19 protein-coding genes are annotated in these 24,701 nt (G+C 47.0%); 10 read left to right on the top strand and 9 right to left on the bottom strand.

Annotation, left to right across the window (positions count from 1 at the left end):
• Nucleotides 1–101: 101 nt before the first annotated feature.
• A complete protein-coding gene (locus LZZ85_RS20005; protein ID WP_255724189.1) occupies nt 102–1,514 on the top strand; it encodes a DHA2 family efflux MFS transporter permease subunit in 1,413 nt (470 codons plus the stop codon).
• Between the two features lie 278 nt (nt 1,515–1,792).
• Here the strand turns inward: LZZ85_RS20005 and LZZ85_RS20010 are convergent, their stop codons facing one another.
• Entirely contained in the window at nt 1,793–3,694 is a 1,902-nt protein-coding gene (locus LZZ85_RS20010; protein WP_237875133.1) for a gamma-glutamyltransferase family protein, read from the bottom strand.
• A 162-nt stretch (nt 3,695–3,856) separates the two neighbouring features.
• Here LZZ85_RS20010 and LZZ85_RS20015 point away from each other — a divergent pair, with 162 nt between their 5' ends.
• From LZZ85_RS20015 to LZZ85_RS20025, 3 genes are all read left to right on the top strand, one after another.
• Nucleotides 3,857–4,303, top strand: coding sequence for a hypothetical protein (locus LZZ85_RS20015; RefSeq protein WP_237875134.1), 447 nt, complete (start codon nt 3,857–3,859; stop codon nt 4,301–4,303).
• Nucleotides 4,304–4,574: 271 nt separating this feature from the next.
• Nucleotides 4,575–6,128, top strand: coding sequence for a M20/M25/M40 family metallo-hydrolase (locus LZZ85_RS20020; protein WP_237875135.1), 1,554 nt, complete (start codon nt 4,575–4,577; stop codon nt 6,126–6,128).
• A 243-nt stretch (nt 6,129–6,371) separates the two neighbouring features.
• A complete protein-coding gene (locus LZZ85_RS20025; RefSeq protein ID WP_237875136.1) occupies nt 6,372–6,869 on the top strand; it encodes an RNA recognition motif domain-containing protein in 498 nt (165 codons plus the stop codon).
• Between the two features lie 307 nt (nt 6,870–7,176).
• On the opposite strand, the gene LZZ85_RS20030 is transcribed toward LZZ85_RS20025, so the two are convergent.
• Together LZZ85_RS20030 and LZZ85_RS20035 are read right to left on the bottom strand one after the other, a co-directional pair.
• On the bottom strand, nt 7,177–7,356 hold the full coding sequence (locus LZZ85_RS20030; protein WP_237875137.1) for a hypothetical protein: 180 nt from the start codon (nt 7,354–7,356) through the stop codon (nt 7,177–7,179).
• A 140-nt stretch (nt 7,357–7,496) separates the two neighbouring features.
• Nucleotides 7,497–8,486 (bottom strand): App1 family protein phosphatidate phosphatase, encoded by a 990-nt coding sequence (locus LZZ85_RS20035; protein WP_237875138.1) that lies wholly within the window; start codon nt 8,484–8,486, stop codon nt 7,497–7,499.
• 22 nt (nt 8,487–8,508) lie between these two features.
• On the opposite strand from LZZ85_RS20035, the gene LZZ85_RS20040 reads away from it, so the two are divergent.
• Nucleotides 8,509–9,417 carry a diacylglycerol/lipid kinase family protein gene (locus tag LZZ85_RS20040; RefSeq protein WP_237875139.1) on the top strand — a complete coding sequence of 303 codons (909 nt, stop codon included), beginning with the start codon at nt 8,509–8,511 and terminating at the stop codon, nt 9,415–9,417.
• Nucleotides 9,418–9,697: 280 nt separating this feature from the next.
• Nucleotides 9,698–10,162 (top strand): YMGG-like glycine zipper-containing protein, encoded by a 465-nt coding sequence (locus LZZ85_RS20045; protein ID WP_237875140.1) that lies wholly within the window; start codon nt 9,698–9,700, stop codon nt 10,160–10,162.
• A 148-nt stretch (nt 10,163–10,310) separates the two neighbouring features.
• On the opposite strand, the gene LZZ85_RS20050 is transcribed toward LZZ85_RS20045, so the two are convergent.
• Nucleotides 10,311–11,078, bottom strand: coding sequence for an SGNH/GDSL hydrolase family protein (locus tag LZZ85_RS20050; protein WP_237875141.1), 768 nt, complete (start codon nt 11,076–11,078; stop codon nt 10,311–10,313).
• Nucleotides 11,079–11,457: 379 nt separating this feature from the next.
• The gene (locus LZZ85_RS20055) at nt 11,458–13,680 is read right to left on the bottom strand and encodes an FUSC family protein (RefSeq protein WP_237875142.1); all 2,223 of its coding nucleotides are present in this window, start codon (nt 13,678–13,680) and stop codon (nt 11,458–11,460) included.
• Between the two features lie 85 nt (nt 13,681–13,765).
• Here LZZ85_RS20055 and LZZ85_RS20060 point away from each other — a divergent pair, with 85 nt between their 5' ends.
• A complete protein-coding gene (locus LZZ85_RS20060) occupies nt 13,766–14,656 on the top strand; it encodes an aldo/keto reductase (protein WP_237875143.1) in 891 nt (296 codons plus the stop codon).
• Nucleotides 14,657–14,782: 126 nt separating this feature from the next.
• Here the strand turns inward: LZZ85_RS20060 and LZZ85_RS20065 are convergent, their stop codons facing one another.
• On the bottom strand, nt 14,783–16,063 hold the full coding sequence (locus LZZ85_RS20065; RefSeq protein WP_237875144.1) for a DEAD/DEAH box helicase: 1,281 nt from the start codon (nt 16,061–16,063) through the stop codon (nt 14,783–14,785).
• Nucleotides 16,064–16,276: 213 nt separating this feature from the next.
• Nucleotides 16,277–18,250 (bottom strand): type I pullulanase, encoded by a 1,974-nt coding sequence (gene pulA, locus LZZ85_RS20070; RefSeq protein WP_237875145.1) that lies wholly within the window; start codon nt 18,248–18,250, stop codon nt 16,277–16,279.
• A 309-nt stretch (nt 18,251–18,559) separates the two neighbouring features.
• Here pulA and LZZ85_RS20075 point away from each other — a divergent pair, with 309 nt between their 5' ends.
• The 3 genes from LZZ85_RS20075 (at nt 18,560) to LZZ85_RS20085 (ending at nt 21,829) form a co-directional block, all read left to right on the top strand.
• Nucleotides 18,560–20,302, top strand: a complete 1,743-nt coding sequence (locus LZZ85_RS20075) for a GMC oxidoreductase (RefSeq protein WP_237875146.1) — start codon at nt 18,560–18,562, stop codon at nt 20,300–20,302.
• Between the two features lie 175 nt (nt 20,303–20,477).
• A complete protein-coding gene (locus LZZ85_RS20080) occupies nt 20,478–21,143 on the top strand; it encodes a gluconate 2-dehydrogenase subunit 3 family protein (protein WP_237875147.1) in 666 nt (221 codons plus the stop codon).
• A 149-nt stretch (nt 21,144–21,292) separates the two neighbouring features.
• Nucleotides 21,293–21,829 (top strand): class I SAM-dependent methyltransferase, encoded by a 537-nt coding sequence (locus LZZ85_RS20085; RefSeq protein ID WP_237875148.1) that lies wholly within the window; start codon nt 21,293–21,295, stop codon nt 21,827–21,829.
• Between the two features lie 140 nt (nt 21,830–21,969).
• Here the strand turns inward: LZZ85_RS20085 and fusA2 are convergent, their stop codons facing one another.
• Both fusA2 and LZZ85_RS20095 read right to left on the bottom strand, forming a co-directional pair.
• Nucleotides 21,970–24,105 (bottom strand): elongation factor G2, encoded by a 2,136-nt coding sequence (fusA2, locus tag LZZ85_RS20090; RefSeq protein ID WP_237875149.1) that lies wholly within the window; start codon nt 24,103–24,105, stop codon nt 21,970–21,972.
• A 189-nt stretch (nt 24,106–24,294) separates the two neighbouring features.
• The gene (locus tag LZZ85_RS20095) at nt 24,295–24,675 is read right to left on the bottom strand and encodes a hypothetical protein (protein WP_237875150.1); all 381 of its coding nucleotides are present in this window, start codon (nt 24,673–24,675) and stop codon (nt 24,295–24,297) included.
• Between the last annotated feature and the right edge of the window lie 26 nt (nt 24,676–24,701).

The following is a 24,701-nucleotide window of genomic DNA, read 5'->3' on the forward strand; positions in this document are numbered from 1 at the left end:
AATAGTTACTCTCCGGGGGCATAAAATTCTTTGCTGTATGTAACTTTATTCATGGCATTATTCTTTTGGAGCAAAGACCTTCTTATGATGATGGCATTTCTATGACAAAAGACAAACGACTTATTCTGATAACCCTCATGCTTGGTACGTCAATGGCTGCGATCGATAGCAGTATTGTTAACGTATCATTACCGGTGATCAGAACTCATTTCAATGCAGACGTACAAAATGTTCAGTGGGTGGTGACTGCCTACATGATCTCCTTCTGCCTGTTCATTCCTCTAACGAGCTGGTTAAAGAACAGGGTCGGATATTTTTATCTCTATACCGGTTGCGTTACCATATTTACGATCGGGTCACTGTTGTGCAGCCTTTCCAGCAGTCTTGAAATGCTGATCATCGCGCGGGTCATACAGGCTATCGGAGGTGGTGCAATGTCCCCTACTTCGCTCGCCATATTAAGCGATACATTTCCTAAAGAAGAGAGAGGCTCCGCGATCGGCTGGTGGGGCATTGGGAATGTAATGGGGCCCGCGCTTGGCCCAACACTCGGCGGTGTACTCACCCATTATTTCGGATGGCCTTCCGTATTCTATATTAATATCCCTATAGGCTTGCTGGTATTGTGGATGAACTTCCGCTATCTTGGCTTTTTGAGAAACATTCCGATCTCCAAACCAAAGTTCGATGCTTCGGGCTTTGTATTCTTCTCATTGTTCATTGTTGCTGTTCAATACGCGACATCTACAACATCAAAGACGGGAATTGGTTCAATAGAATTTATCACCGGGCTTGCCGCCTGCCTTATCTCCTTTGCGTTATTCCTGCGCTCGTCCAAAAAGCCGGATGCATTACTTGACCTCAGCGTATTCAAATCGCCGACATTCAACCGTGCCGCCATCGTTGTGGTGATACGTTCTGTGGCACTCTTCGGCGGAATGTTCTTTATACCATTCCTCCTGCAGGGTCAGGTGGGATTCTCCGAAGTGCAGTCGGGACTGCTGATGTTACCAAATGCATTGATGATGCTTGTCACGAGACCCTTTGCCGGCAGAATGGCCGACAAGGGCCTTACCCGCAATATCTCCGTTGCAGGGATCATCATCGTAGCAACCTCCTTTGTCTTTTTTTCCCGGATAGACCCGGGCACCTCTATCGGATTTATCATTGTATCCATGATGATCCGCGGACTTGGCATGAGCTTACTTGTAGCCCCGGTATCCACCGCTCTGCTGAATTCTGTTGGGCCATTCCAGACAGCCACTGCCACATCAATGAACAGCTTGCTTCAACAACTGGGCGGCTCCATCGGCATCGCCCTTAGTACCGTTGCTCATAGTTATATATACGCCTATTACGAAAACAAACATTATACTCCCAATATGGCAGAGCACTTTGCTCTACAATGGGGTTTCCTGATCACTTCTTTTATCATCATCCTGGCATTGATACCAGCAAGTAAGCTTCCTGAAAAAGCGATCCTGTTCAGGGAAAGAAAGGAAATGCCGATGTAAACCGTTGTCCGTTGTCCGTTGTCCGTTGTCCGTTGTCCGTTGTCCGTTGTCCGTTGTCCGTTGTCCGTTGTCCGTTGTCCGTTGTCCGTTGTCCGTTGTCCGTTGTCCGTTGTCCGTTGTCCGTTGTCCGACACAAATTAAAAGAGAGGGGTTATCGTTTTCCAAACGATAACCCCTCTCTTTTAATTTGTATACGAAGATGCAATTCTATTCCACCTCCCTTGAACTCCGGACAACGGTCAACGGTCAACGGACAACGATCAACTACCAACGCTCTCTCACCATCCAATCCCATAATCTTCTCCATGATTACTGGATCCACCCCAGAAACCGCCATGTTTCCAGTCAAAGTATATGGCATTGATCGGACCACTTGTTCGTTCATCAAATTTTAATGTATAACCCAGCCTCTTCAGTTCTTCCCTGACTTTTTCCGGTGTTTTATCCTGCAGCAACAAGCTTCCCGGACGTGGCATACGGTCTTCTTTTTTAACACCACCAAGCGATAACCAGAGTTGATTCATATTGATGTTTCCTGCTTCCGCCGCCTGTTGCACATTCATACCAAATTCTACCATATTCAAAAAGAACTGCAAAAGATTCTGTTCCTGCGTGTCACCTCCCTGAACAGCAAACGAAATAAATGGTCTGCCATCTTTCATAGCCAATGTTGGAGTTAAGGTTACACGCGGACGTTTTCCCGGCGCAACAACATTGAATGGATTCAGTTCTTCATCAAGGACAAAGCTTTGCATACGCTGGCTCATACCCACACCCGTATTACCTGCGATGCAAGCCGGTAACCATCCTCCACTGGGCGTGATCGATACCACCCAGCCATCTTTATCAGCCGCTTCCACACTGGTTGTACCGCGCCACAAACGATCCATATAATCGGCATCAATCGGTTGATAGGCGGTGCCGTTCCGGGCATCGTGTGTGGGCACAAATTGTCCGGGTGATCTTTTACTTGTGTCAATATTAAATCCACGCTTCTTTAATAGTTCGGTATACGGATTTGTTCTTCCTTCAAATGCATATGGATCACCAGGAGCGGCCGCAGCATCGTTCTTATCGAACCCTATCTGGCCCGCACGCTGTTTTGCATATTCCTTACTCAATAATCCTTTGATCGGCTCAACAGGTGGAAAATATGGATCTCCATAATAGAAATCACGATCGGCAAAACTCAGGTTCATTGCCTGGTAAATTGTATGAATGTATTTGCTGCTGTTATACCCCATGCCTTTCAGGTCAAAGTTTTCCAGTATGTTCAGCGCCTGCAGCATAGATGCGCCCTGCGTCCAGGAGGTAAGTTTGTATACATCGATCCCTTTATAGTTGACCCGCAGCGGCTCTTCTTCCAGTGGTTTCCATTTCGCCAGATCATCGAGTGTGATCAAGCCACCCTGTTCCTGGCAGCCACGTACAAATTCTTTCGCGATATCACCTTTGTAAAAACGATCACAGGCTGCCATGATAGCCTGCTTGCGGGTCTTCCCCTGTTTCAATGCCTGTTGTTCTGCGTCAACCATCTTCGTAAGTGTGGCCAGCAGGTCTTTCTGTACGAAGATCTCTCCTGCTTCAGGCGCCTCCCGCTTTTCACCGGCATGGGTGAGAAATACTTTCTTGCTGTAAGGCCATTCTTTGATGCGATCCTTGCCCCGCTCAATACTATTGGCGGTTTGTGCCTCCATCGGATAACCCGCGGCCAGTTGCATCGCCGGTGCAAGTACCTGCTGGAGACTCATCGTTCCGTATTCTGCAAGCATATGGCATAATCCCCCGGGAGTGCCGGGCGTGGTTGCCGCCAGCGGACCATATTCGGGAGGGAACTGATAACCTTTGCCTTTGAAAAAATCGGCTGTTGCACCTGTTGGGGCCACGCCCATTGCATTGATCGCAATTACTTTTTTTGTCCTGGGATTATAGATCAATGCCTGCGTTTCACCACCCCAGCTTAATACGTCCCACATCGTGCAGGTGGCACCCAGCATTGCACAGGCTGCATCCACAGCATTTCCTCCCTGCTGAAAAACGATCGAACCAGCTGTGGCCGCGAGCGGCTTACCTGTGATCGCCATCCAGTTCTTACCATGTAAAACAGGTTTCTGCGTTGATTGGGCCTGTAACAGGAAAATAATACCGGCAAAGAATGCCGTGAGGAAAAAACGTCTCATACAAGTGTGTTTGCTTTAAAGATAAAGCATGCCAACGTACGCCGCACGACAAAAAAACAACTCTCCCGACTTTAAGACATCATTCATGGTCCTTCGCGGCCATTCATGCTGTATTCGCGTTCCGTTGGCACACTATTTTCAGCACTACCAGTAAAAATCGTTATGAAAAAGAAAGCAGATAATACATCGAAGGAGACAACCATCGATATGCCTGAAGTGAAAGACATACCCGGACAGGAGAATATCCGCCCGCCGCATATGCGTGAAATGTCAGACGTCACAGCGTCGTCACCAGGCGAAGAAGGTGAAGGGATCCTTGACAATCTCAATAAAGAGGACGATGACGATGATCTACTGGATGATCAGTCAAACGTTTCGCAGACAGAACGTGATCTTCTCCGCCAATCGGACAGACCTGTTACGGATGAGGACCAGGACCTGGAAAACATGAAACTCGATTCTACAGATGATGAGGATGAACTCAACGAAGGTTCCAACCCAATGGATATGGGTGAAGATCTCGATATCCCCGGCGCTGAGCTCGATGACGACGATGAAGATATGGGAGAAGAAGATGAAGAGAATAACGCGTACAGCGGGAGAGATTAGGGGAAGGTTAGGGAGATTTCATAGGTTCCATAGGTTTTAGAGGATTCTGACGTTTTCTAAGTTTTTCAATAAATCAAAAGAGTTTGAGCGGACAATCATTTGTTTGCTCAAACTTTTTTTACTCTAAGCCTTAATGGAGAACTTATGAAAATCTACGGAATCTCTGAAACCTATGGAACCTATGAAACCTTCCAAACATCCCCCCTCCTTTCTCCCACCTTTTCCCTATATTCGGCGATCCAAAAACATATTCTCACAATCTTTGATTAGTATGAAAAAAACAAGACTTCTGCTTCCTGCCGCCCTTCTGGCTGGCAGTGTGGCCTTTGGACAGGTTGCCGATTCGGTTATCGTAAAGAGCATTGTCAAAGAAGCCACAGAAAACTCTCAGTTGAAAAATCTTGCACATGAACTGCTTGACGGCATCGGACCGAGACTGGTTGGTACCCCGCAAATGAAACAGGCCAATGACTGGGCTGTGGCAAAGTATACATCATGGGGCATTGCAGCGCGTAATGAAAAATGGGGCGAGTGGAGAGGCTGGGAACGTGGTGTATCACACATCGATATGGTTTACCCACGCGTAAAAACGATCGAGGGAATGCAGCTTGCCTGGAGCCCAAGCACCAATGGTAAAACTGTTACAGGTGAAACGATCATCCTCGCTGACGTAGCCGATTCAACAGCCTTCCAGCAATGGTTGCCGAATGTAAAAGGAAAATTTGTGATGATCTCCATGAACCAGCCAACAGGCCGCCCGGATTATAACTGGGAAGAATTCGGCACAAAAGAATCCGTTGAAAAAATGAAGAAAGAAAGAGCAGCGGACCAACAGGCATGGGCCAGCCGCATGCGCAAAACCGGTCTGAATGCGAAAAACCTTGCACTGGCACTGGAAAAAGCCGGAGCAGCAGGCGTCGTAACCTCTAATTGGTCAAACGGATTTGGCGTAAACAAGATCTTCGGCGCTAATACGACAAAGATCCCGACAATTGATATCGCACTGGAAGATTATGGCATGCTATTCAGATTGACAGAGTCAAGTATCAAACCAAAGATCAGCGTACGTACAGATTCAAAAGAACTCGGTCTGGTACCCACTTTCAATACACTCGCTGAGATCAAGGGCACGGAAAAGCCAAATGAATATGTGATGCTCTCCGCACACTTTGATTCATGGGATGGCGGTACCGGCGCCACAGACAACGGTACTGGCACCCTCGTGATGATGGAAGCAATGAGGATCCTGAAAAAGATCTATCCGAATCCTAAACGCACGATCCTCGTTGGGCATTGGGGTAGTGAAGAGCAGGGACTGAATGGTTCACGTGCATTTGTGGAAGATCATCCGGAGATCGTTGCAAATCTTCAGGCATTGTTCAACCAGGACAATGGAACCGGCCGCGTGGTAAACCTCGGTGGCCAGGGTTTCCTGCATTCTTATGAATATCTGACACGCTGGTTGTCGAAAGTTCCTGCCGATATCCGCACACAGATCGAAACGCGTTTCCCTGGTTCTCCCGGCGCGGGCGGTTCAGATTTCGCATCATTTGTTGCTGCGGGAGCTCCCGGTTTTTCGATCAGCTCTACAAGTTGGTCTTATGGCAACTATACCTGGCATACCAACCGCGATACGTATGACAAGATCGTATTTGACGACGTAAGAAGTAATGCAATTCTTGCAGCGATCCTTGTGTATATGGCTTGCGAAGACCCTAAGAAAATATCCACCGAGAAAAGCGTGTTGCCTCCAAATCCACGCACCGGTGAACCAGGCAGATGGCCTGCTAAAACCTCTCCCACGAGGAAAGGCGGTGTAAACTAATATTGACCTGTATCATCATACTAAGAGTTTCTACCGAAAGCCGGCCCTGAATAAAGGCCGGCTTTTTTATACCCGCAAGAGATATGTGCGGTTAAAATAGCTGTCAGACGAAACAACAAAAAATCAGAATCGTTCTTTTCCGGGTAAAAACACCTGCCGTTTGAAATATTTTTAAAGGAATATCAGGGGTTTGTGATGCTATCCGATTAAGAAGTTGTGTATTTTTGTCAAAATATAAACTCAATGAAGATTTTCGTAGCCGGCCTGCCTTATGATCTTGATGATGCTGAACTCGAAGAAATATTTGAAAAGTTCGGTAAGATCATTTCAGCTAAAGTAGCAATGGACAGGGAGACAGGAAAGAGCAAAGGATTTGGCTTTGTAGAAATGCTGAATGATGACGAAGCAAAAGATGCAATAGAGAGCCTTAACGATATATCATTGGGTAAAAAACCGTTGGTGGTGAAGGCGGCTGATGAGCGTGGCGGAAGCGGCGGTGGCGGTGGATACCAGGGTGGCGGCTATCAGGGCGGCGGAGGCGGTAATCGTGGCGGTGGCGGCGGTTATGGCGGCGGCGGCAACCGTGGCGGCGGAGGCGGTTACGGCGGTGGTGGTGGAAACCGTGGCGGCGGAGGCGGTTATGGAGGCGGCGGCGGTGGAAACCGTGGCGGCGGAGGCGGTGGTTACCAGGGCGGTGGCGGAGGCTATCAGGGCGGTGGCGGCGGAGGAAGAAGATATTGATCGCTCTTCTCTGTCACACACATTGCTTTCGAAGTCTTATTACCGTCTACCGATGTAAACAGTTCCTTTTTGTTTCACATCAATGGCAGGTAGACTGAATAAAAAGGTTAAATTAAATACTTCCGTATAAAAGAAATAGCTGGCTTAGTGCCAGCTATTTCTTTTATACGGAAGTATCATTGCTATTATCCTCAACTATTGCATGTAAACTAATATCAACTCTGTATTCGTCTTCTAAGTTGATCGCGTATTACTTTCACTTATACTAAAGATACGTACAACGGTCAATGGACAAAAGTCAACGATCTTACGCTGTCGCGCTGTTTGCGTGTCCCTTAGCGCGTGAAAAAATATTCGTCAGATGATGCTTCGCTTTTCGTGAAAGATCTTTCACTTCTTCTGCACCTTTCCCACTACGATAACGTTTGTACAGGTATGCTGCTCCGGCAATTGCAAGTGCGCCACCAATGATCATATTCCTTTTCATAATTTACGGTTTTAGTTATTAATCAATTTCAGATAATGTAAAACAATCACTGTGCCAGTTGAGCGACCCCGACCTGTAAAATCAGCTGAAAATGTCTAAGACAATAAATATCAGCGATCGTCAGTGGAAAAATTTACACACTACGCAGTAATAAGACCAATACTACGCGAATGGGCAATGGCTTCATCACTCGAGTCAAACAAACAGGTATGAACATCTTTTTCCTGCGCCAATCGGGCCAGTAACAAACGGGTATCTTCCTTCTTATGAGCACTTGCATTCCTTATGTATATAGCATGTATCCGTTCAGGATATTTCATCGCAACCTGGGAATATATGGCGGGGTCCTGCTGCGTGTTATCACCAAGAAGTATAAACTTCTGATTAGGGAATGTTTCGAGTATACGCATCACGCGAAGAAGCTTACCATTGTGTTTTGTCTTTCCTGTCTTAAAGATCTCAAACCAACGCTTCACCTGGTTTAGCAAAAAAGCTCCTTCCGGCAATCCCTGGTGTCTGAAAAAATCAACAAGATAATCGTACAGGTTCCATTCGCTGCTGGATACATAAAAGAAAGGATTACGCATTTCATCCGCGGTATGGGCAATGGATAAAAGACGGTAATGCTCTGCCACTCCTTCAAATGCTTTCCGGGTACGTGGGTTGGTAGTGAATAATGTTCTTAACCGCCGCCAGACGGTTGAAGAATGTGAGATCAATACCGTATCATCAATATCAGAGATAAAACCAAACTGCGTGATATGCGGCACAAAAAGTCTCCCCCTTCCTGCTACTGCCGGATCTTCATCAAGCCTGACGTCCACGTCATGCCAGCCCGCCTCCAGATGCACAACGGACTCCCATTCGAATTTGATAAAACCATCAGACTCTGTCACGGCGCTTAAGACCTGATCACCCCAATGCAGCGTCACCCGGGCATTACTTACCGGTTTTACGGCAAATAACTTTAACAGGTAGACCATATTGGTCAGAATACTTTCGCTGTAAGGGTTGGCCGTCTGCGGTTTACCTGCAAAGACATGCCCGTACAGTAAAAGATCCTGGGAGTGACCATAACCGTGGTACAGTTTTATATAGTATTCGCTGCGCTGGGATGTGTTCTTGCTCATCCCTTCTAAAATAATAAATACAATGCCAGCATCGTCCATACACCAATCTGAAACGTATAAAAAAAATAATTGGCTGTTTATCGTCAACCCGGGTTCCGGGCGGAACAATACTGACTGGGAAACCGAGATCCGTCAGTTTTTCGAACCTCGCGGTGAAGAGTTCGAGATCTTCGAACTGCCGGATCCCTGCAACCCGGAAATTCTAAAAGATAAGATCTCCTCAAGCAAGGCCAACCGGGTGATCGCGGTTGGAGGAGATGGCACCGTTAAACTGGTTGCCGGCTTCCTGGTGAATACGGATAAGGAACTGGGCATTCTTCCTGCCGGCTCTGCAAATGGACTGGCGAAAGAACTCAACATTCCCTCCAAACCAAAAGAAGCTCTTGAATACTGTCTTTCCTCCAGGACACAGCGAATACATCTTGTTAAGATCAATGATGAGCTTTGCATCCACCTTGCTGATATCGGCTTTAATGCTTTCCTGGTAAAAACCTTCGAACAGCAGCAAGGCCGCGGAATGTGGGGATATCTCAAAGCTGCGCTAAAGATCATCTGGCGTCACCCCCATATGGATATCAAAATACAATCGGATGGAAAAGAAATCACACAACGTGCGGCAATGGTGGTAGTCGCCAACGCAACGCGGTATGGAAGCGGCGCCGTGATCAATCCGCTTGGGCGCCTGGATGATGATCTCTTCGAGATCGTTGTCGTAAAAAAGATCTCTTTTAAAGAAATATTCAAAATGATGGTGACCCACCGGCCTTATGATCATGATAAAACGGAAGTGTTTCAGACAGGCCGTATTGAGATCAAATCACGCCGTCGGGTCCATTTCCAGGTAGACGGTGAATACCTCGGCAAAACAGATCGGATCATGGCTTCCATCGTGAAAAACGCATTACAGGTGATAATGCCCGCTGAAAAATAAAGGTACCTTTCTCAGGCAATATCCCCCAGGGTTTAATCTGCGTGGATAAGAAGATCCGTTTTAATAATCCCTTAACTACATAGATAGAACGAGACCTCAACTACGGTTCAACAGACATCAATCACAATGCAGTGTTTGTTAAAATCATCTCCTTTCAAAAGTGTTATTTCCAGTCAGTTATTTCGTTCAATGTTTGAACGTTAACATTCCGGTTTTTCATGGCATTCTTTCTGTTTTAAGGTGGATGTAAAAGCAATTATTCATTTTAAAATCTGAGATTATGAAAAAGACATTTACACTTTTAAGTTTACTGGCGGTTACCGTTATCCTGTTAACCGCATGTTCCGGAAGAGCAGGCAACGAACAAGCTGTAAAGGGCGTATCGTATGAAGACACAGTCGGCTTTTCTCAATTCCAGCAATGGAAAGCACAGAACGAAAGAGTTGACCCGGTCAGCAACTATCAGGCGGGCGCAAAACAACAGGTTGTGTATGTAAATACGCCTCCAAAGGTGGTAACTAAAAAAGTCTACACTCCTGCTTCTCAACCTGTAGCCGCGAAGAAAAAAGGATGGAGTAAAGCCGCGAAGGGTACAGCCATCGGTGCTGGCTCAGGTGCAGTGCTTGGCGCAGTGATCAATAAAAAGAACCGTGCATTAGGTGGTGTGATCGGCGGTGTACTGGGCGGAGGTATTGGGTATGGTATAGGCCGGTCAATGGATAAGAAAGATGGCCGGGTTCAATAAGACGTCAGGATCGCCTGACGCAATACCCCAGCGATCTACGCAGTTATTAAGCGCGCAGAGCGCAGATAGCACTGATCTGACAGAAGATGCTATCTGCGTATCTGCGCGTTTTATTTGCGTCAATCAACGGGAACCCCCGCCAGACCGTTTATGATGAATTCCGTGCGAGGGACGAACCAGGATAAATCTGTTCTTTTAATACCCTTCTCAAATATTTTTCTACCTCATCCCGAAAGATGGCTCCCCCGATACTGTTCAGATGAAGACCATCAATTGTGAGCAATAATCCACGTTCTTCACTCAAGCTATCTGCCCGTTTGAACAGCGCACATTGCCATCTGTCAAGCCAGCTTACCCGGAAGAAATTCTCCAGGAAATAGTCCTTGGTTTCCTTATTCCCGAGATACTCATCCATTCTTTTACCTGCATCAGCCACCATGCATTGATCACGTCTGGCTATTTTCCGGATCACCTCGTTTACCTCTTCCCTTTTTTCATTAAGATGAAATGAAGGCATCTCGTTCATTCGTCCTACCGTCAGTATAATGATCCGTGCATTTGTATAACTGCGTATCAGATCCACGGTTTGTGAATACGCTTCTTCAAATTCTCTCATTGAGCGCCTTGGTGCATATCCTTGTTTTATGAGATGTTGATGAGCCGTTTTGAACAAAAAACCTTTAGATGGAAGATGAGGGATCAGCAGGTCGTTTGCACCACCATTAAAAACAATGTAGTCATAAGAACCGCCTTTTTGAAAGATGGCTTCCAGGCGCTGATTGATCTTTACAAGCGTATCCCCGTTCACACCCTGGTTTGTTATTTGCCATTCAGGGAAGGCATTGGCAAGATCGTTCACCCAATCCACTCCCACAGTTCCCCGGATAATACTATCCCCTATAAAAAGTATTCGCATGAGGTGTAAAACTAAAGGCAGAAGCCGGGCTGACCATGCTAAAATGAGTGAAACGACGATTGAAGAGGATGGATTGCAGGCAGCTGGACTTAGGAGGGTTTAATTGCCTGAAATTGCGGTTCGCGAATTGCACCAGCCGGGAGATTTACCTCCCTGACTCAGATCCGCAGTAACCTTCTACTCAAATCATCAGATCGGCATAATCTGCCCTGCAAATCATCATGATCCGCATAAACCTTAGCTGATCAACTAAAAAGATATCTCCACAAGCCTCGCCGCCTGCATGAAAAACAATATAAGCAACCACTAAACTCTTAAACTGTTAAACTGTTAAACTATTAAACTTTAAACTCTTAAACTTTACCTCCCTCCCCCCCCTTCACACCCCCACCGTTCTCACAATCTTCTTCACATCCTGCGACGTCTTGTAGACAAAATAGAACTGATCCGTGATGGACTTGAACGTGCTGAGGTATTTCTTTCCGGCAGACTCAAGCACACCTTCCCTCAATTCCTGTTGACGGGTTTGCATCAGCGCATTGATCTTCTGATCAAGTAATGCCAGTGGATTTGTTTCATTCTTTTTGGGAGGATCGGTATAAGGATTTTCAAGGTAACGACCCGCTGCTGATAACTCCGCCACACTCGCTTTGATCAGCGGATCATAATCGGGCATGATATACTCCGGCTGCAATGTGTCAGCATAATATGTAAGTGTAGCAAAGTGTGATACCAGCATGTGCGAGGAGACAACAAAACGATGGAATTCTTTATAGTCACGTCGCTTGCTTTTCGGCTCTGACAACATCCTGTTGAATGCATCCGTCACATTCGCCAGGGAAACCCAGGCAGCTTTTCTCTTCTCTTTGCTCACCTGCTGATCATAGGCGGCGCCGGTGAAAGCATATGCGACACTTTCAAAATACTGTATAATATCACTCACGAGATAACGCATTAACTCTCCTATCTGCTCACGCTCCCATATAGGAGGCAACAGGTAAGACGCTATAAACCCAACAATACAACCGATCAGCGTATCAACGATCCGTTCCTGCACTACTTCCCTGAAATCATCCGGCTCAAGTATATGGAACATGAACAGCAGGTACATCGTGATCATTACCACGCTCGCAAGATATTTCCATCGCATGAAGCTGTAACCACCGATCATGCTCAGTGCAAGCAACACAAGGATCGCTGTATTGTTCTTTACAAAAAACAATATGCCTCCGGCGATAGCCGCACCGATCACCGTACCAACAAGACGCTGGATATTGCGTTGCCTTGTCAGCGTGTAGCCTGGTTTAAGAATGACGATCACTGTCAGGAGGATCCAGTATCCACGGCCAAACGGCAGCAATTGTCCGATGATAAAAGCAGCGAACGCAGCGATCGTGATCCGGAGAGAATGCCGGAAAATATTTGAGTTCAGCGAAAAGTTGTCCCAGAACTGTTGCGGATCGATCGTTTGCCGCGTAACATATTTAGACGGATCAGGTGTATCATTCTTGATCCGCTTCAGATTTCTGTCGTACGAGGTGTACTGATGCAGCGTTCTGATCCGCGCCGCAATATCATCAATGCTGTCAAGGATATGACGCAGACTGATAAATCCTTCGAGGTTTGCGGGATTGAGCGATTTCACACGAAGTTGCTGCAGGTGCTCCCGTTCAGTCACCAGCTCTTTGTCTATACCGGTATCATAACCCGATCTTTTCCCACTGATCAGTGAAAGCCCGATCTCATCCATTTCATCGGCAAGTGAGCGGATGATGGCCCCATATTCGGGAAGGATGCCGGTATCATCAAAATAAGAGTGAAGCTTTCGATAGTCCTGATGAGAGGTCATGGCGCGTTCCAGCAGATCCGAAACGTCCAGGAATACCATCATCAGGATCCGGCTGGTATGGGTTGATTCTTTAACAATGCTTCTGGTCTTGAACAACAGCTCCGCAACGAGATCCTGTTTCTGCTGCACATCTATCTGCGCATGCATCAGTTCACTATAACTCTCATCAATATCGGCAGCGGCAGCATAAAACCCGGCTCTGGCTCTTAAATACGTAGCAGCGGACAATACATACTCTCCCATCGCCTGCTGGATCAGTTTATAGGGTCTGAGACTGTAAAGCACGAGACTTAATCCCGTATACCATAAACCGCCTCCCAGTATGTACAACGCAAAATAAACCACCTGCCAGCCGCTCATGGATTCATGCGTCATCATAACCATCACCAGCAACGCTGCGATGCCGATAGCGGTTGCGCGGGCTCCGTACACCCCGATCATGGAAAAGAAAAAACAAAGGACCGGAAGCAATACCATGAACAGCCATTTCACCGGCATCGCAAACCCGACCATCAGCGCTACTCCAAAGATCATCGCACTGCAGATCAGCAAACCATTCCTGCGGTGATGGATCGGCCCCGGATTATCCGTAATGCTGACGCAAAGCGCGCCCAGTGAAATGAAAATACCAAGCTGCAGATGACCATAGTAGCCCAGTATCAAAGAAGGCAGTAATACACCAGCGGTGATACGCACGCCGTCTGCGAGGTAGTGACTGTAAATAAAGCGGCGGTATTCTTTGATGTAGTCCATCTGGTTTGCAAATATAACACGCTTGAAATTAATCACTCTGTTGTGCGTCGCCTCCGGGCTACGCACAAGTTCACTAACTTCGCCCATGACCTATCACCAACTCGGCAGATCCACTCTGCACCCCTCCTCCATCGGATTCGGTTGCATGTCCCTCAAACCAGGTAACCCCGGAAACGGGAACATCCTGCTCCGCGCCGTTGATCTCGGTATAAACTTCTTCGACACCGCTGATCTTTACGACAAAGGAGAAAATGAAATCCTGCTCGGAAAAGCCGTTAAAGCAAAAAGAAAAGAGATCCTGCTTGCCACCAAAGTCGGCAATCAATGGCGTGCCGATGGCAGCGGCTGGGATTGGAATGCCCGTAAAGCCTACATCCTTTCCGCCGCAGAGAAAAGCCTGCAACGTTTACAGACCGATTACATCGATCTTTACCAGCTTCACGGTGGAATGATCACCGACAATATCCCCGAGACCATCGAGGCATTTGAAGAACTAAAACAAGCCGGAAAGATCCGGGCATATGGTATCTCTTCCATCCGCCCAAATGTGATCAGGGAGTACACCAAACATTCTTCCATCGATTCCGTAATGATGCAATACAGCTTACTCGACCGAAGACCGGAAGAAGAATGTATACCCCTTCTCCAACAAAACAATATCAGCGTATTGAGCCGTGGCGGCCTCGCACAGGGAATACTGGTTGACAAACCTGCTAAAGATTACCTGGGACTGTCTGCTGCTGAAGCACAAAACGCAGCGAACGCGATCAACCAACTTTCATCAGCTGAACGTACTGCTGCGCAAACGGCATTGCAATTCGTCCTGTCACAGATACCCATCGCCATTGCCGGTATCAGGACGATGGAGCAATTACAAGAGATCGCTGCAACAACAAACACCTCTCCACTTACTGAACAGGAAATTGAACGATTGAAAGCAAGTGTGCCCGGAATAAAATACTCTGATCACCGCTGAACAGATATGCTCTAAACGTCGAAAGGTTTAATAGTTTAAAAGTTCAACGGGACACTAACATGATAGTGGCACCGTTCAAACCTTAAAACTATTAAACCTTTAACTTTTAACTTACGCTCCGGCTGATTACGCGCGTTGTTGCGTAAACGACCTGCTTCCGGATTTCTTACCACCGCTACGGCGGCTGCCGTAAGAGGAAGAAGAACTACCGCCGGTAGAGGAACCTGCTGCTGGCTGTGATACGCCATGCATCAGCGGAACATCATACAGATGGTCTTTTACAACCGGGACTGCTTTACCGATCAGTTTCTGGATATCTTTGAGGTAGATCTTTTCTTCGTAATCACAGAAAGAGAACGCAATACCATTCGCGCCTGCACGACCTGTACGACCGATACGGTGTACATACGTTTCAGGAACGTTCGGAAGATCATAGTTGATCACGTGCGTCAGCTCGTCAATATCGATACCGCGTGCCGCGATATCAGTTGCCACGAGGATCCTTGTTCTGCGGGTCTTGAAATTATGTAAAGCCGCCTGACGGGCATTCTGGCTTTTATTCCCATGGATCGCTTCTGCACGGATGCCGGCTTTTGCCAGCTCGCGCGCGATCTTGTCAGCACCATGTTTTGTACGGGAAAATACAAGAGCCGTCTTGATCGACTCATCCTGGAGGATATGAGCCAGCAAAGGACGCTTGTTTTGTTTCTCCACATAGTACAGATGTTGCTGGATCGTTTCCGCGGTAGAAGACACGGGTGTTACTTCTACTTTGACAGGCTGCTGCAGCAGGATATTCGCCAGTTGCTGGATCTCCGGTGGCATGGTAGCCGAGAAGAACAGCGTTTGACGTTTTGCCGGAAGCTTCGAAATGATACGGCGTACATCATGTACGAATCCCATATCGAGCATACGGTCTGCTTCATCAAGGATGAAATAGCTGATATCCTGCAAGGAAATAAAACGCTGGTTCATCAGATCGAGCAAACGACCGGGAGTGGCAACAAGAATGTCGACCCCCTGGCGTAAAGCACCAACCTGGTGATATTGTGATACACCACCGAAAATTACGAGGTGTCGCAGATCAAGATGACGACCGTAAGCTTTCAGGCTTTGTTCGATCTGGATCGCAAGCTCACGTGTTGGCGTAAGGATCAGCGCACGGATACGGCGTTGAGCTCCGCGGCCGGAAGCACGCTCTGCTTTTTGCTCTTCATGCATCAATTGCAAAAGGGGTAATGAAAAGGCGGCAGTTTTGCCGGTACCTGTCTGGGCACAGCCGAGAAGGTCTTTCCTCGCAAGCACGGACGGGATCGCCTGCTGCTGGATAGGTGTGGGTGTTGTGTAACCCTCTTCGCTCAAAGCCGTTAAAATAGGCTCAATGAGCGATAAATCGTTGAATGACAATGTTCTAAAAATTTATTTGAATAATGTGGTAAGGCTATCACCAAGCGATGATACTTTACCTGCCTTACGTTACACCGTCACGGATTTGTGTGGGGATGAATCAAACAAATGAAGTGAGAGATAACATAGAGAAAAACAAAGATAGACTTTTTTTTGGAAAAGCAAGAAAGATGTGTTTACAGATATGTTGAAGCCTGCCTTCACTGCCACTCATCACTGATACAGGATCGTACAGGAAGTCGGCGCCATTCTCAACGATCTCTCCAGAGACTTTTCTTCCACAAATGCATTATTCTCCACAGCTACCTTCCATTTACCTATCAATGGAGCTGTCTTCGCTGATGTATTGCCATTCAGACACACTAATATCTTCTGCCAGCTATCCCCTACCGTGCGCGCACTGATCTCATAGATAATGATACCATAGCCCGCGGACACGAATCTGACATTTGCCGCGATCGCCGCCTTATCTTTTATCCGGAAAGCCGGATGCGCTTTTCTCAATTGTATCAAAGCCCTTACATAATCCGCAACATCCTTGTTCGCCGTCTTCTGATCCCAATCTATCTCATTGATGTTGTCCGGCGACTCGTATGAATTCTCAATTCCTTTCTTGCTGCGCAGAAATTCCGTCCCTGCATGCAGGAAAGGGATTCCCTGTGAGGTCAGCACAATAGACAGCGCCAGCTTATGCATCTCCTTACGCTGCGCATCTGTGGCATCTTTTGCAGAGATCGCCAGCTTATCCCAGAGTGTATGATTATCGTGACATTCCGTATAAGTAACCGTTTGTGAGGGCTGCGCAGCATAGGCCGCCTTAGAGTAATTAACTTTACTGTAATCGATCTGCGGATGCTGCAACGCCGCTACAATACCGAATTTGATACTCTCTTCCATACCAGGCTTGCCGCTTACAAAGCCACGGTCCTCGTGATCAAATACACTGCCTTTGATCCCATCCCTGATATCATCACTGAAAACAGCGATCTTTTCAAGCTTCGCGACATTCTTCTTTAATGCTCTTGCTGAATCCGGTAATGGAGAACTGCCTGCTGTCCACCCTTCTCCATAAAGAAGTATACCAGGCTTGATCTTATTCAACTCGCGCGATGCAAGATTCATCGTCGTAATATCATGCACTCCCATCAGGTCTACACGAAAACCATCAATATGATATTCATTTACCCAGTAAGCCATCGATTCAATGATGAACTTTCGCATCATCGCGCGTTCACTCGCCGTTTCATTTCCACAGGCCGTTGCATCAGACAATTTTCCGTCTGCCGTGTGCCTGTAATAATAACCGGGCACCAGCTGGTTGAAATTGGAATTATTTGTCAATCCCGTATGATTATATACCACATCCATCACCACCTTTAACCCATTTGCATGAAATACCTTCACCAATTCTTTAAACTCTTTTATCCTCCTGGCTCCATCGGCCGCATCTGTTGCATACGATCCCTCGGGTACGTTATAGTTCAGCGGATCATAGCCCCAGTTATACTTCTGATCGGGTTGTGTCTCGTCTACTGAATTATAATCGAAAAATGGTAACAGGTGAATATGTGTTACCCCCATTTCTTTAAAGTGATCAAGACCGGTTGAAAGACCTGCGGAGTTCGTTGTTCCTGTTTCTGTCAGCCCCAAAAATTTCCCCTTTGCCTTAATACCGGAGCTTGCAGCAATGCTGGCATCGCGTACATGCAGTTCGTATATCACCGCATCAACAGGACTGGTCAGTGCAGTACTTTTATCCTGCAACCATCCCGCGGGGTTGGTACGCGGCAGCTCGATGACCATTCCACGCTTGCCATTTATACCAGTGGCTTTTGCATAAGGATCCGGCACTTCATCCATCCATTTTCCATCGATCATCGCACTGAAGGTATAGTAACGCCCATGCTGATCGCCTTTGACCTCGATCAGCCAGGTGCCCTCTTTATCCTTCTTCATATCGTGGGTCGCAACAGCTTCACCACCCGCACCAGCCTTGTACAGGCGAAGCTTAAGAGCCGTTGCAGTGGGTGCCCATACTTTGAAAGATGACTGCGTTTTCGTATATGTCAGTCCCAGGTCCCTTCCTGTATACACCGGATAGGAATCATAATCTGTGACGGATTTAACCTGTGAATTAGCGGAGAAAAAAGGGATCAGAAAACTTGCGAGCATCAAGGCCTGTTTCATGAAAGAATGATTTGAGGATTATGGCAATGAGCTAAAATAGAGTTTTTTCCGGAAATGTGTGCAACCTACACGAACACTGCAAGGCGTAAGAGTAACATGGCGGAATATGACAATTTACCATAGTTGTATGTCCCGCATCTCCCCGTATCATTACTTCCGCTATGCTCCGGCTGCGCTGATTAAAATTTAGTAATCCTTTAACCTGGAAGACATGCCTGCGGAGCCTCCGATTGGGCTAAAATGAAAACTTTCCATTTTGAATTATTCCTGTAAATTGGTCACTGATTTTAGACCACTAACAACACAAGTATGGGAGATTTCCAGGTTAAGAAGCAGCCAAAGAAATATGACGCGGTAATTGTCGGCTCCGGAGCCGGCGGCGGTATGGCTGCATATATTTTAGCACATGCGGGCCTGAAAGTATGTATCGTTGAAGCCGGCCCTATGTATGATCCTCAAAAGAATGTCACGCAATTTAAAAACCCGTGGGACTCTCCCCGGAGAGGCGCTTCCACAAAAATGCGGCCCTTTGGCGATTTCGATGCCTGCTATGGCGGCTGGAGCTTGGAAGGTGAGCCTTTCACCAAAGCTCCCGGTACTGAATGGGATTGGTGGCGCGCACGTATGCTCGGCGGAAGAACCAATCACTGGGGAAGGATCTCGCTTCGCTTCGGGCCAAAAGATTTTAAAAGAAGAAGTATCGACGGCCTGGGTGACGATTGGCCGATCGGGTATGAAGACGTAAAACCATTCTACGACCGCGTAGACAAACTCATCGGCATATTCGGAACGAACGAAGGACTGGAAAATGATCCTGACGGGATTTTCATGAAACCGCCAAAGCCACGTCTGCATGAACTATTCCTGAAGAATGCAGCCACACAGGCAGGCGTTAAGGTGATCCCTTCCCGTCTTTCCATCCTCACACAAAAACTGAATGACGAGCGTGGTGAATGTGCATTCTGCGGACAATGCGGCCGTAATTGCAGTTACTATAAAGCAGACTTCTCCTCTCCTAACGTACTGATCTATCCGGCTATGAAAACCGGTAATATCGACGTGGTTTCTAATGCAATGGCAAGAGAAGTACTGACCAACCGGGAAGGCCTGGCTACCGGTGTCTCCTACGTATTGAAGGATGATATGCAGGAATACCAGGTGGAAGGCCGTGTGGTGATCCTGGCAGCCAGCGCCTGTGAATCATCACGGCTGCTGCTGAACTCAAAATCACAACGCCATGCAAACGGTCTTGCCAACAACAGCAATGTGGTGGGAAAATACCTGCATGATTCCACTGGTGCCGCACTTGGTGGCGTATTGCCGCAACTATTCGATCGCAAACGCTACAACGAAGATGGTGTTGGCGGTATGCACGTTTACTCACCATGGTGGCTTGATAACAAGAAGCTCGATTTCGCCCGCGGTTATCATATCGAATACTGGGGTGGTATGGGTCAGCCTGCTTATGGATTCAACTGGGGCATCGAAAACCTCAATGGAAAATACCTTGTAAAGGGAAAACAAAAAGAAGCCGGCGGTTATGGAGCTTCCTTAAAAGAAGATAACCGCTATTTCTACGGCGCTGGCGTTGGCATGGCTGGGCGCGGAGAAGCGATCCCGGTTGAAACAAACTACTGTGAGATCGATCCCAACGTGGTGGATAAATACGGCATCCCTGTACTCCGCTTCAACGTTAAATGGAGCGAGCACGAGATCAAACAAGCCAAACACATGAAGGAAACATTCAAGGAGATCATGCACAATATGGGTGCTGTGATCACCTGGGGTGGGGATGATGATGAAAAGAACAACTGGGGCATCTCCAAACCCGGCGAGATCATCCACGAAGCCGGCACTGTGAGAATGGGCAACGATCCGAAAAAATCAGCCCTCAACAAATGGAGCCAGGCACATGATTGCAAAAACCTGTTCTGTGTCGATGGCGGCCAGTTCGTATCACAAGCTGATAAGAATATCACATGGACAATCCTGGCGTTGTCTATGAGAGCAAGTGAGTATATTATTGATGAGCTGAAAAAAAATAACCTGTAAGGCGAATGCATCACTAATGGCCGCGAATGTCCGCGAATACATTCCTAACGGCCAGGATCATCTTTTGAACTGATGCAGATATAAAAAGGACATAAAATAAATTATATAAACAACTCACGAACTTAGGCCCCTATTCGCGAACATCCGCGGCCATTCGTGAACTATTCGTGTATTTATGGATCGGAGAAAATCCCTCAAACTCATTGCCACCAGCGCACTTGCCGGTGGAGCGATCGCCACCGGATGCAAGCCGGGCGAAGAGAAGAAGGCAGACACCCCGGCAACTGGCGAGCCGAAGTTCAATCTTGACCGGAATGCTGAAGAACTGAAGTATGAAAAAAGCTTGCTGGCACAGGAAAAGTTTTTCAGTGACCATGAGATGGCTACGCTGACAGTTTTAGGCGATATCATTATCCCTAAAGATGAGGTGAGTGGCAGTGCTTCCGATGCGAAGGTGCCTGACTTTATTGAATTTATTGTGAAAGATATGCCGGAGCACCAGATCCCGATGAAAGGAGGACTCCGCTGGCTCGATATGCAATGCTTTAAACGCTTTGAAAAAGCATTTAAAGATTGTTCTTCACAGCAGCAGATCGAAATAGTTGATGCGATCGCCTATCCCAATAAGGCGAAAGCAAATATGAAACAGGGTGTTACCTTCTTCTCACTGATGAGAAACCTCACTATGACCGGATTCTACACTTCTGCGATCGGTGTTAAAGACCTCGGCTATGCGGGAAATACCCCTAATAAATGGAATGGTATACCCGATGATGTATTAAAGCAATATAAACTCTCTTATACAGAGAAAGAGCTGAAAGAATGCGTCAGCTTTACCTGATGATCACTTCATAAAATAAAAGCCGCTCACGTAGCGGCTTTTATTTTATAATGCCTTTAGAGAATGTGGCAGGATTTTTTATATTTATGTAAACAGTAGCAGCCGGAACGCCAGAACGATCAACACCCGGCTTTATCAATATACTGCCTATGCAACCGTCCGAAGCCATTTCCATGCTTGAGCCAGCTGGCTGGATCAGTAATACTCCTCAAACCTGGGCCGACCTTGGCTGCGGCAAAGGAATATTTTCTCTTGCACTGGCCAGTCTGTTGCCGCCAAAAAGCAACATTTATTCGATAGACAGGGATGCCGACAGTCTGCAGTTTCTTCCACAGGAATATCATGGTGTAAAGATTGAAACTATACAACAAGACTTTACAACCCTTCCTCCCCTGCCCCCTCTCGACGGTATCATCATGGCTAATGCGCTCCATTACATCAGGAACCGTGATAGCTTTGCGCAAGTACTTACACCGGCACTGAAAGAAAACGCAAGACTCATCATTGTCGAATATGACACAGATACAGCCAACAGATGGGTTCCCTTCCCTGTCAACTTTAATGCGCTTGAAAAATGGGCCGGGCTGGCAGGATTCAGAAACGTGAGACGATTAAAGGAAAGAGCATCGATCTACCAACGTTCAAAGATGTACTCAGCCGTAATGGATGTCGGCTTTGTGAAGTAGAATATAAGTTTTATCATTTGATGTGGCGGAGCAGTATCGCAATGAACCCACAGAGCTCAACAAGATCAATTCCGGAAACGGCCACTTTGCGTTCTCTGCCATTCCCTGCTTTCATTGCAATACTTCTGCGCCATAGCCTGTCAGGCATACTCCTCCTTCGCCGTTGCGTTATAATCCGTAATCAACCGGCGCTGAAGATCACCCGGCACTGGCTCATAAGAAGCAAACCGCATGTTAAACTTCGCCTTTCCCTGTGTCAGCGACCGCAACGCCGATGAATATCCGTCCATTTCAGCAAGCGGAACCTTTGCCGTGATCTTCCTGAAATGACGTTCATTGTCCATTCCCTCAACAATAGCGCGCCTGCTTTGCAGATCACCCATCACAGCCCCCGTCAGTTCATCCGGGCACAATACCTCCACCACATATACGGGTTCAAGGATCTGGGGATCGGCTTGTTGAAATGCCTGCCTGAATGCCTGCAACCCCGCGATCTTGAATGAGATATCATTACTATCCACGGGGTGCATTTTGCCATCATGCACACATACACGGATATCTCTCGCATAAGCTCCTGTCAACGGACCATTATGCATCTTTTCCATCACACCTTTTAAAACAGATGGCAGGAACCTCGTATCAATGGCACCGCCAACAATACAGTTGTAAAAAACAAGCCGCCCGCCCCAATCGAGATCGTAGTTATCCCGCACCCGTACAGTCAGATCCTTCGGCTCAGGCATCCCCTCATACCACGGCTCTATGCGAAGCAATACTTCCGCAAACTGACCAGATCCTCCGCTTTGCTTCTTATGCCGGTAACTGCCTTCCGCAGATTTGCGGATCGTCTCACGGTAAGGAATACGGGGTTTGATGAACCTGACGTCCAGCTTGTGATTATGCCCGATCTTCCATTTGGCTACCGCCAGATGCATATCACCCTGGCAATGGATCAGGGTTTGTTTTAATTCCGATGACACTTCGACATGGATGGTAGGATCTTCTTCGCGCAACTGATGCAAGGCCTGCGAAAGCTTCTCCTCTTCTCCTTTCTTCAACGTTTCTATCGCAACAGTCATATTCGGCGAAGGAAACTCAATAGGAGGCAACTCATAGTTGCTGCCTTTTGCATGAAGCGTATTGTTGACATGCGTATTCTTCAACTTCAGGGTAGCGCCGATATCTCCCGCTACCAGTTCATTTACCGCCGTACGTTTATTTCCCTCTATTAAAAACAACTGACTGATCTTTTCAGATACACCGGTTGTTTCGTTTTCAAGATCCATTCCCGACTTCACCACCCCTGAATAGATCTTAAAAAAGGAAAGCTCCCCGACATGTGGCTCACTGACTGTTTTGTAAATGAATAAACAAGCCGGGCCATTCGCATCACAAGGTAACCGGTCACCTTTTTTTGTAACCTGTGCAGGCATTTCGTTGGCACTCGGACATACATTATCGATGAATCCCATCAATCGCCCGCTGCCCATATTGCGCTCCGCCGATAAGCAGAACAACGGGAAAAGATCATGACCGATCATCGCTCTCTTTAACCCATTCTTCATATCATCCTCATCCAGTTCTCCCTTATCGAAATATTTCTCCATAAGAGCTTCATCATTGCCCGCCACAGCTTCCACCAGTTCCTTATGCAGAAGATCAGCCTTTTCCTTTTCATCGTCAGGAATAGGAAGCTTGTCCGGCTTGCCCCCTGCATCATGAAACTTATACATTGTCATCCTCAACACATCAATGATCTCGTGGAAGCCCGCGCCCGTTTGCCGCGGATACTGTACCATTACGACTTTACTGCCGAAATTCGCCTTTGCCTCGCGTACCGTTTTATCGAAATCGGCGTTATCGTCATCCAGTTTATTAACCGCAAAGATCATGGGAGTTCGGAACTTTTCTGTATAATCCCAGATGATATCCGTGCTCACTTCCACTCCCATTACCGCATTCAACATCATTACACCTGTATCTGCCACCCGCAGTGCGGCGATCACTTCGCCGGAAAAATCGTCATAACCGGGCGTATCAATGATATTGATCTTATAACCGCGCCATTTTACATGCAACAGTTTGCTGAAAATGGAATTACCCCGTTCCCGTTCCAGTTCATGATAATCCCCCGTCGTATTTTTCTCTGAAATATTTCCTTTGCGGTTAATAATGCCTGCTTCGAACAGCATGCATTCCGCTAATGTTGTCTTACCAGAGCCGGCATGGCCAAGCAAGACAATATTTTTTACGTGTAAAGTATCAAACTCTGGCATAACAATACTTTTTATGGTAAGCAAAAAGGTGAGTATTGGAGCCCGTTGCATTAAACAACTGCCAGAAATAATGCCGTGAAGAACGTCTGCAGATCAGCTTGTATCTATCAATTTGAGAAAGGAATAGTGCCGCCAGGCATTGATGCCTGGATATGATCAGCAAAAAGCTCCTTGATGAAGGAGCTGTAATCAGGTTGTAACACTTAGAAAGCGGCTGAACTCGATCTGGAGTTCCTGCAGGGTTCCGTCCAGTGACTGTACCTGCTCGAAAAGGATCTCATGCAAGTGAATGGTTTCTTCCCGGATCTGACCATTGAATACATTCATTTCGTAGTCGATCATGCGGGCGTGTGATTTGATAGCGTGCCGGAGATCATGAATGTTGATGAGCTGGATATGAACCTGGTTGTTCAGTCGCTCTACATCCTGGCACTGATCTTTGGAGAGTTCGCGGGAACACATTTTTTGCAATTCATTCTTCTCATGTGTAAGTTCTTCGCGATGTTGGCGGAGTGCATCTCTCCAGTTGTTGCACTCTGCAATAAGCTGTGAAGTTTCTACCGTAACCATGGAAATCAATTTTAAGAGTAAATAAA

Origin of the sequence: Terrimonas ginsenosidimutans (assembly GCF_022012415.1) — a bacterium.
Classification (GTDB): domain Bacteria; phylum Bacteroidota; class Bacteroidia; order Chitinophagales; family Chitinophagaceae; genus Terrimonas_A; species Terrimonas_A ginsenosidimutans.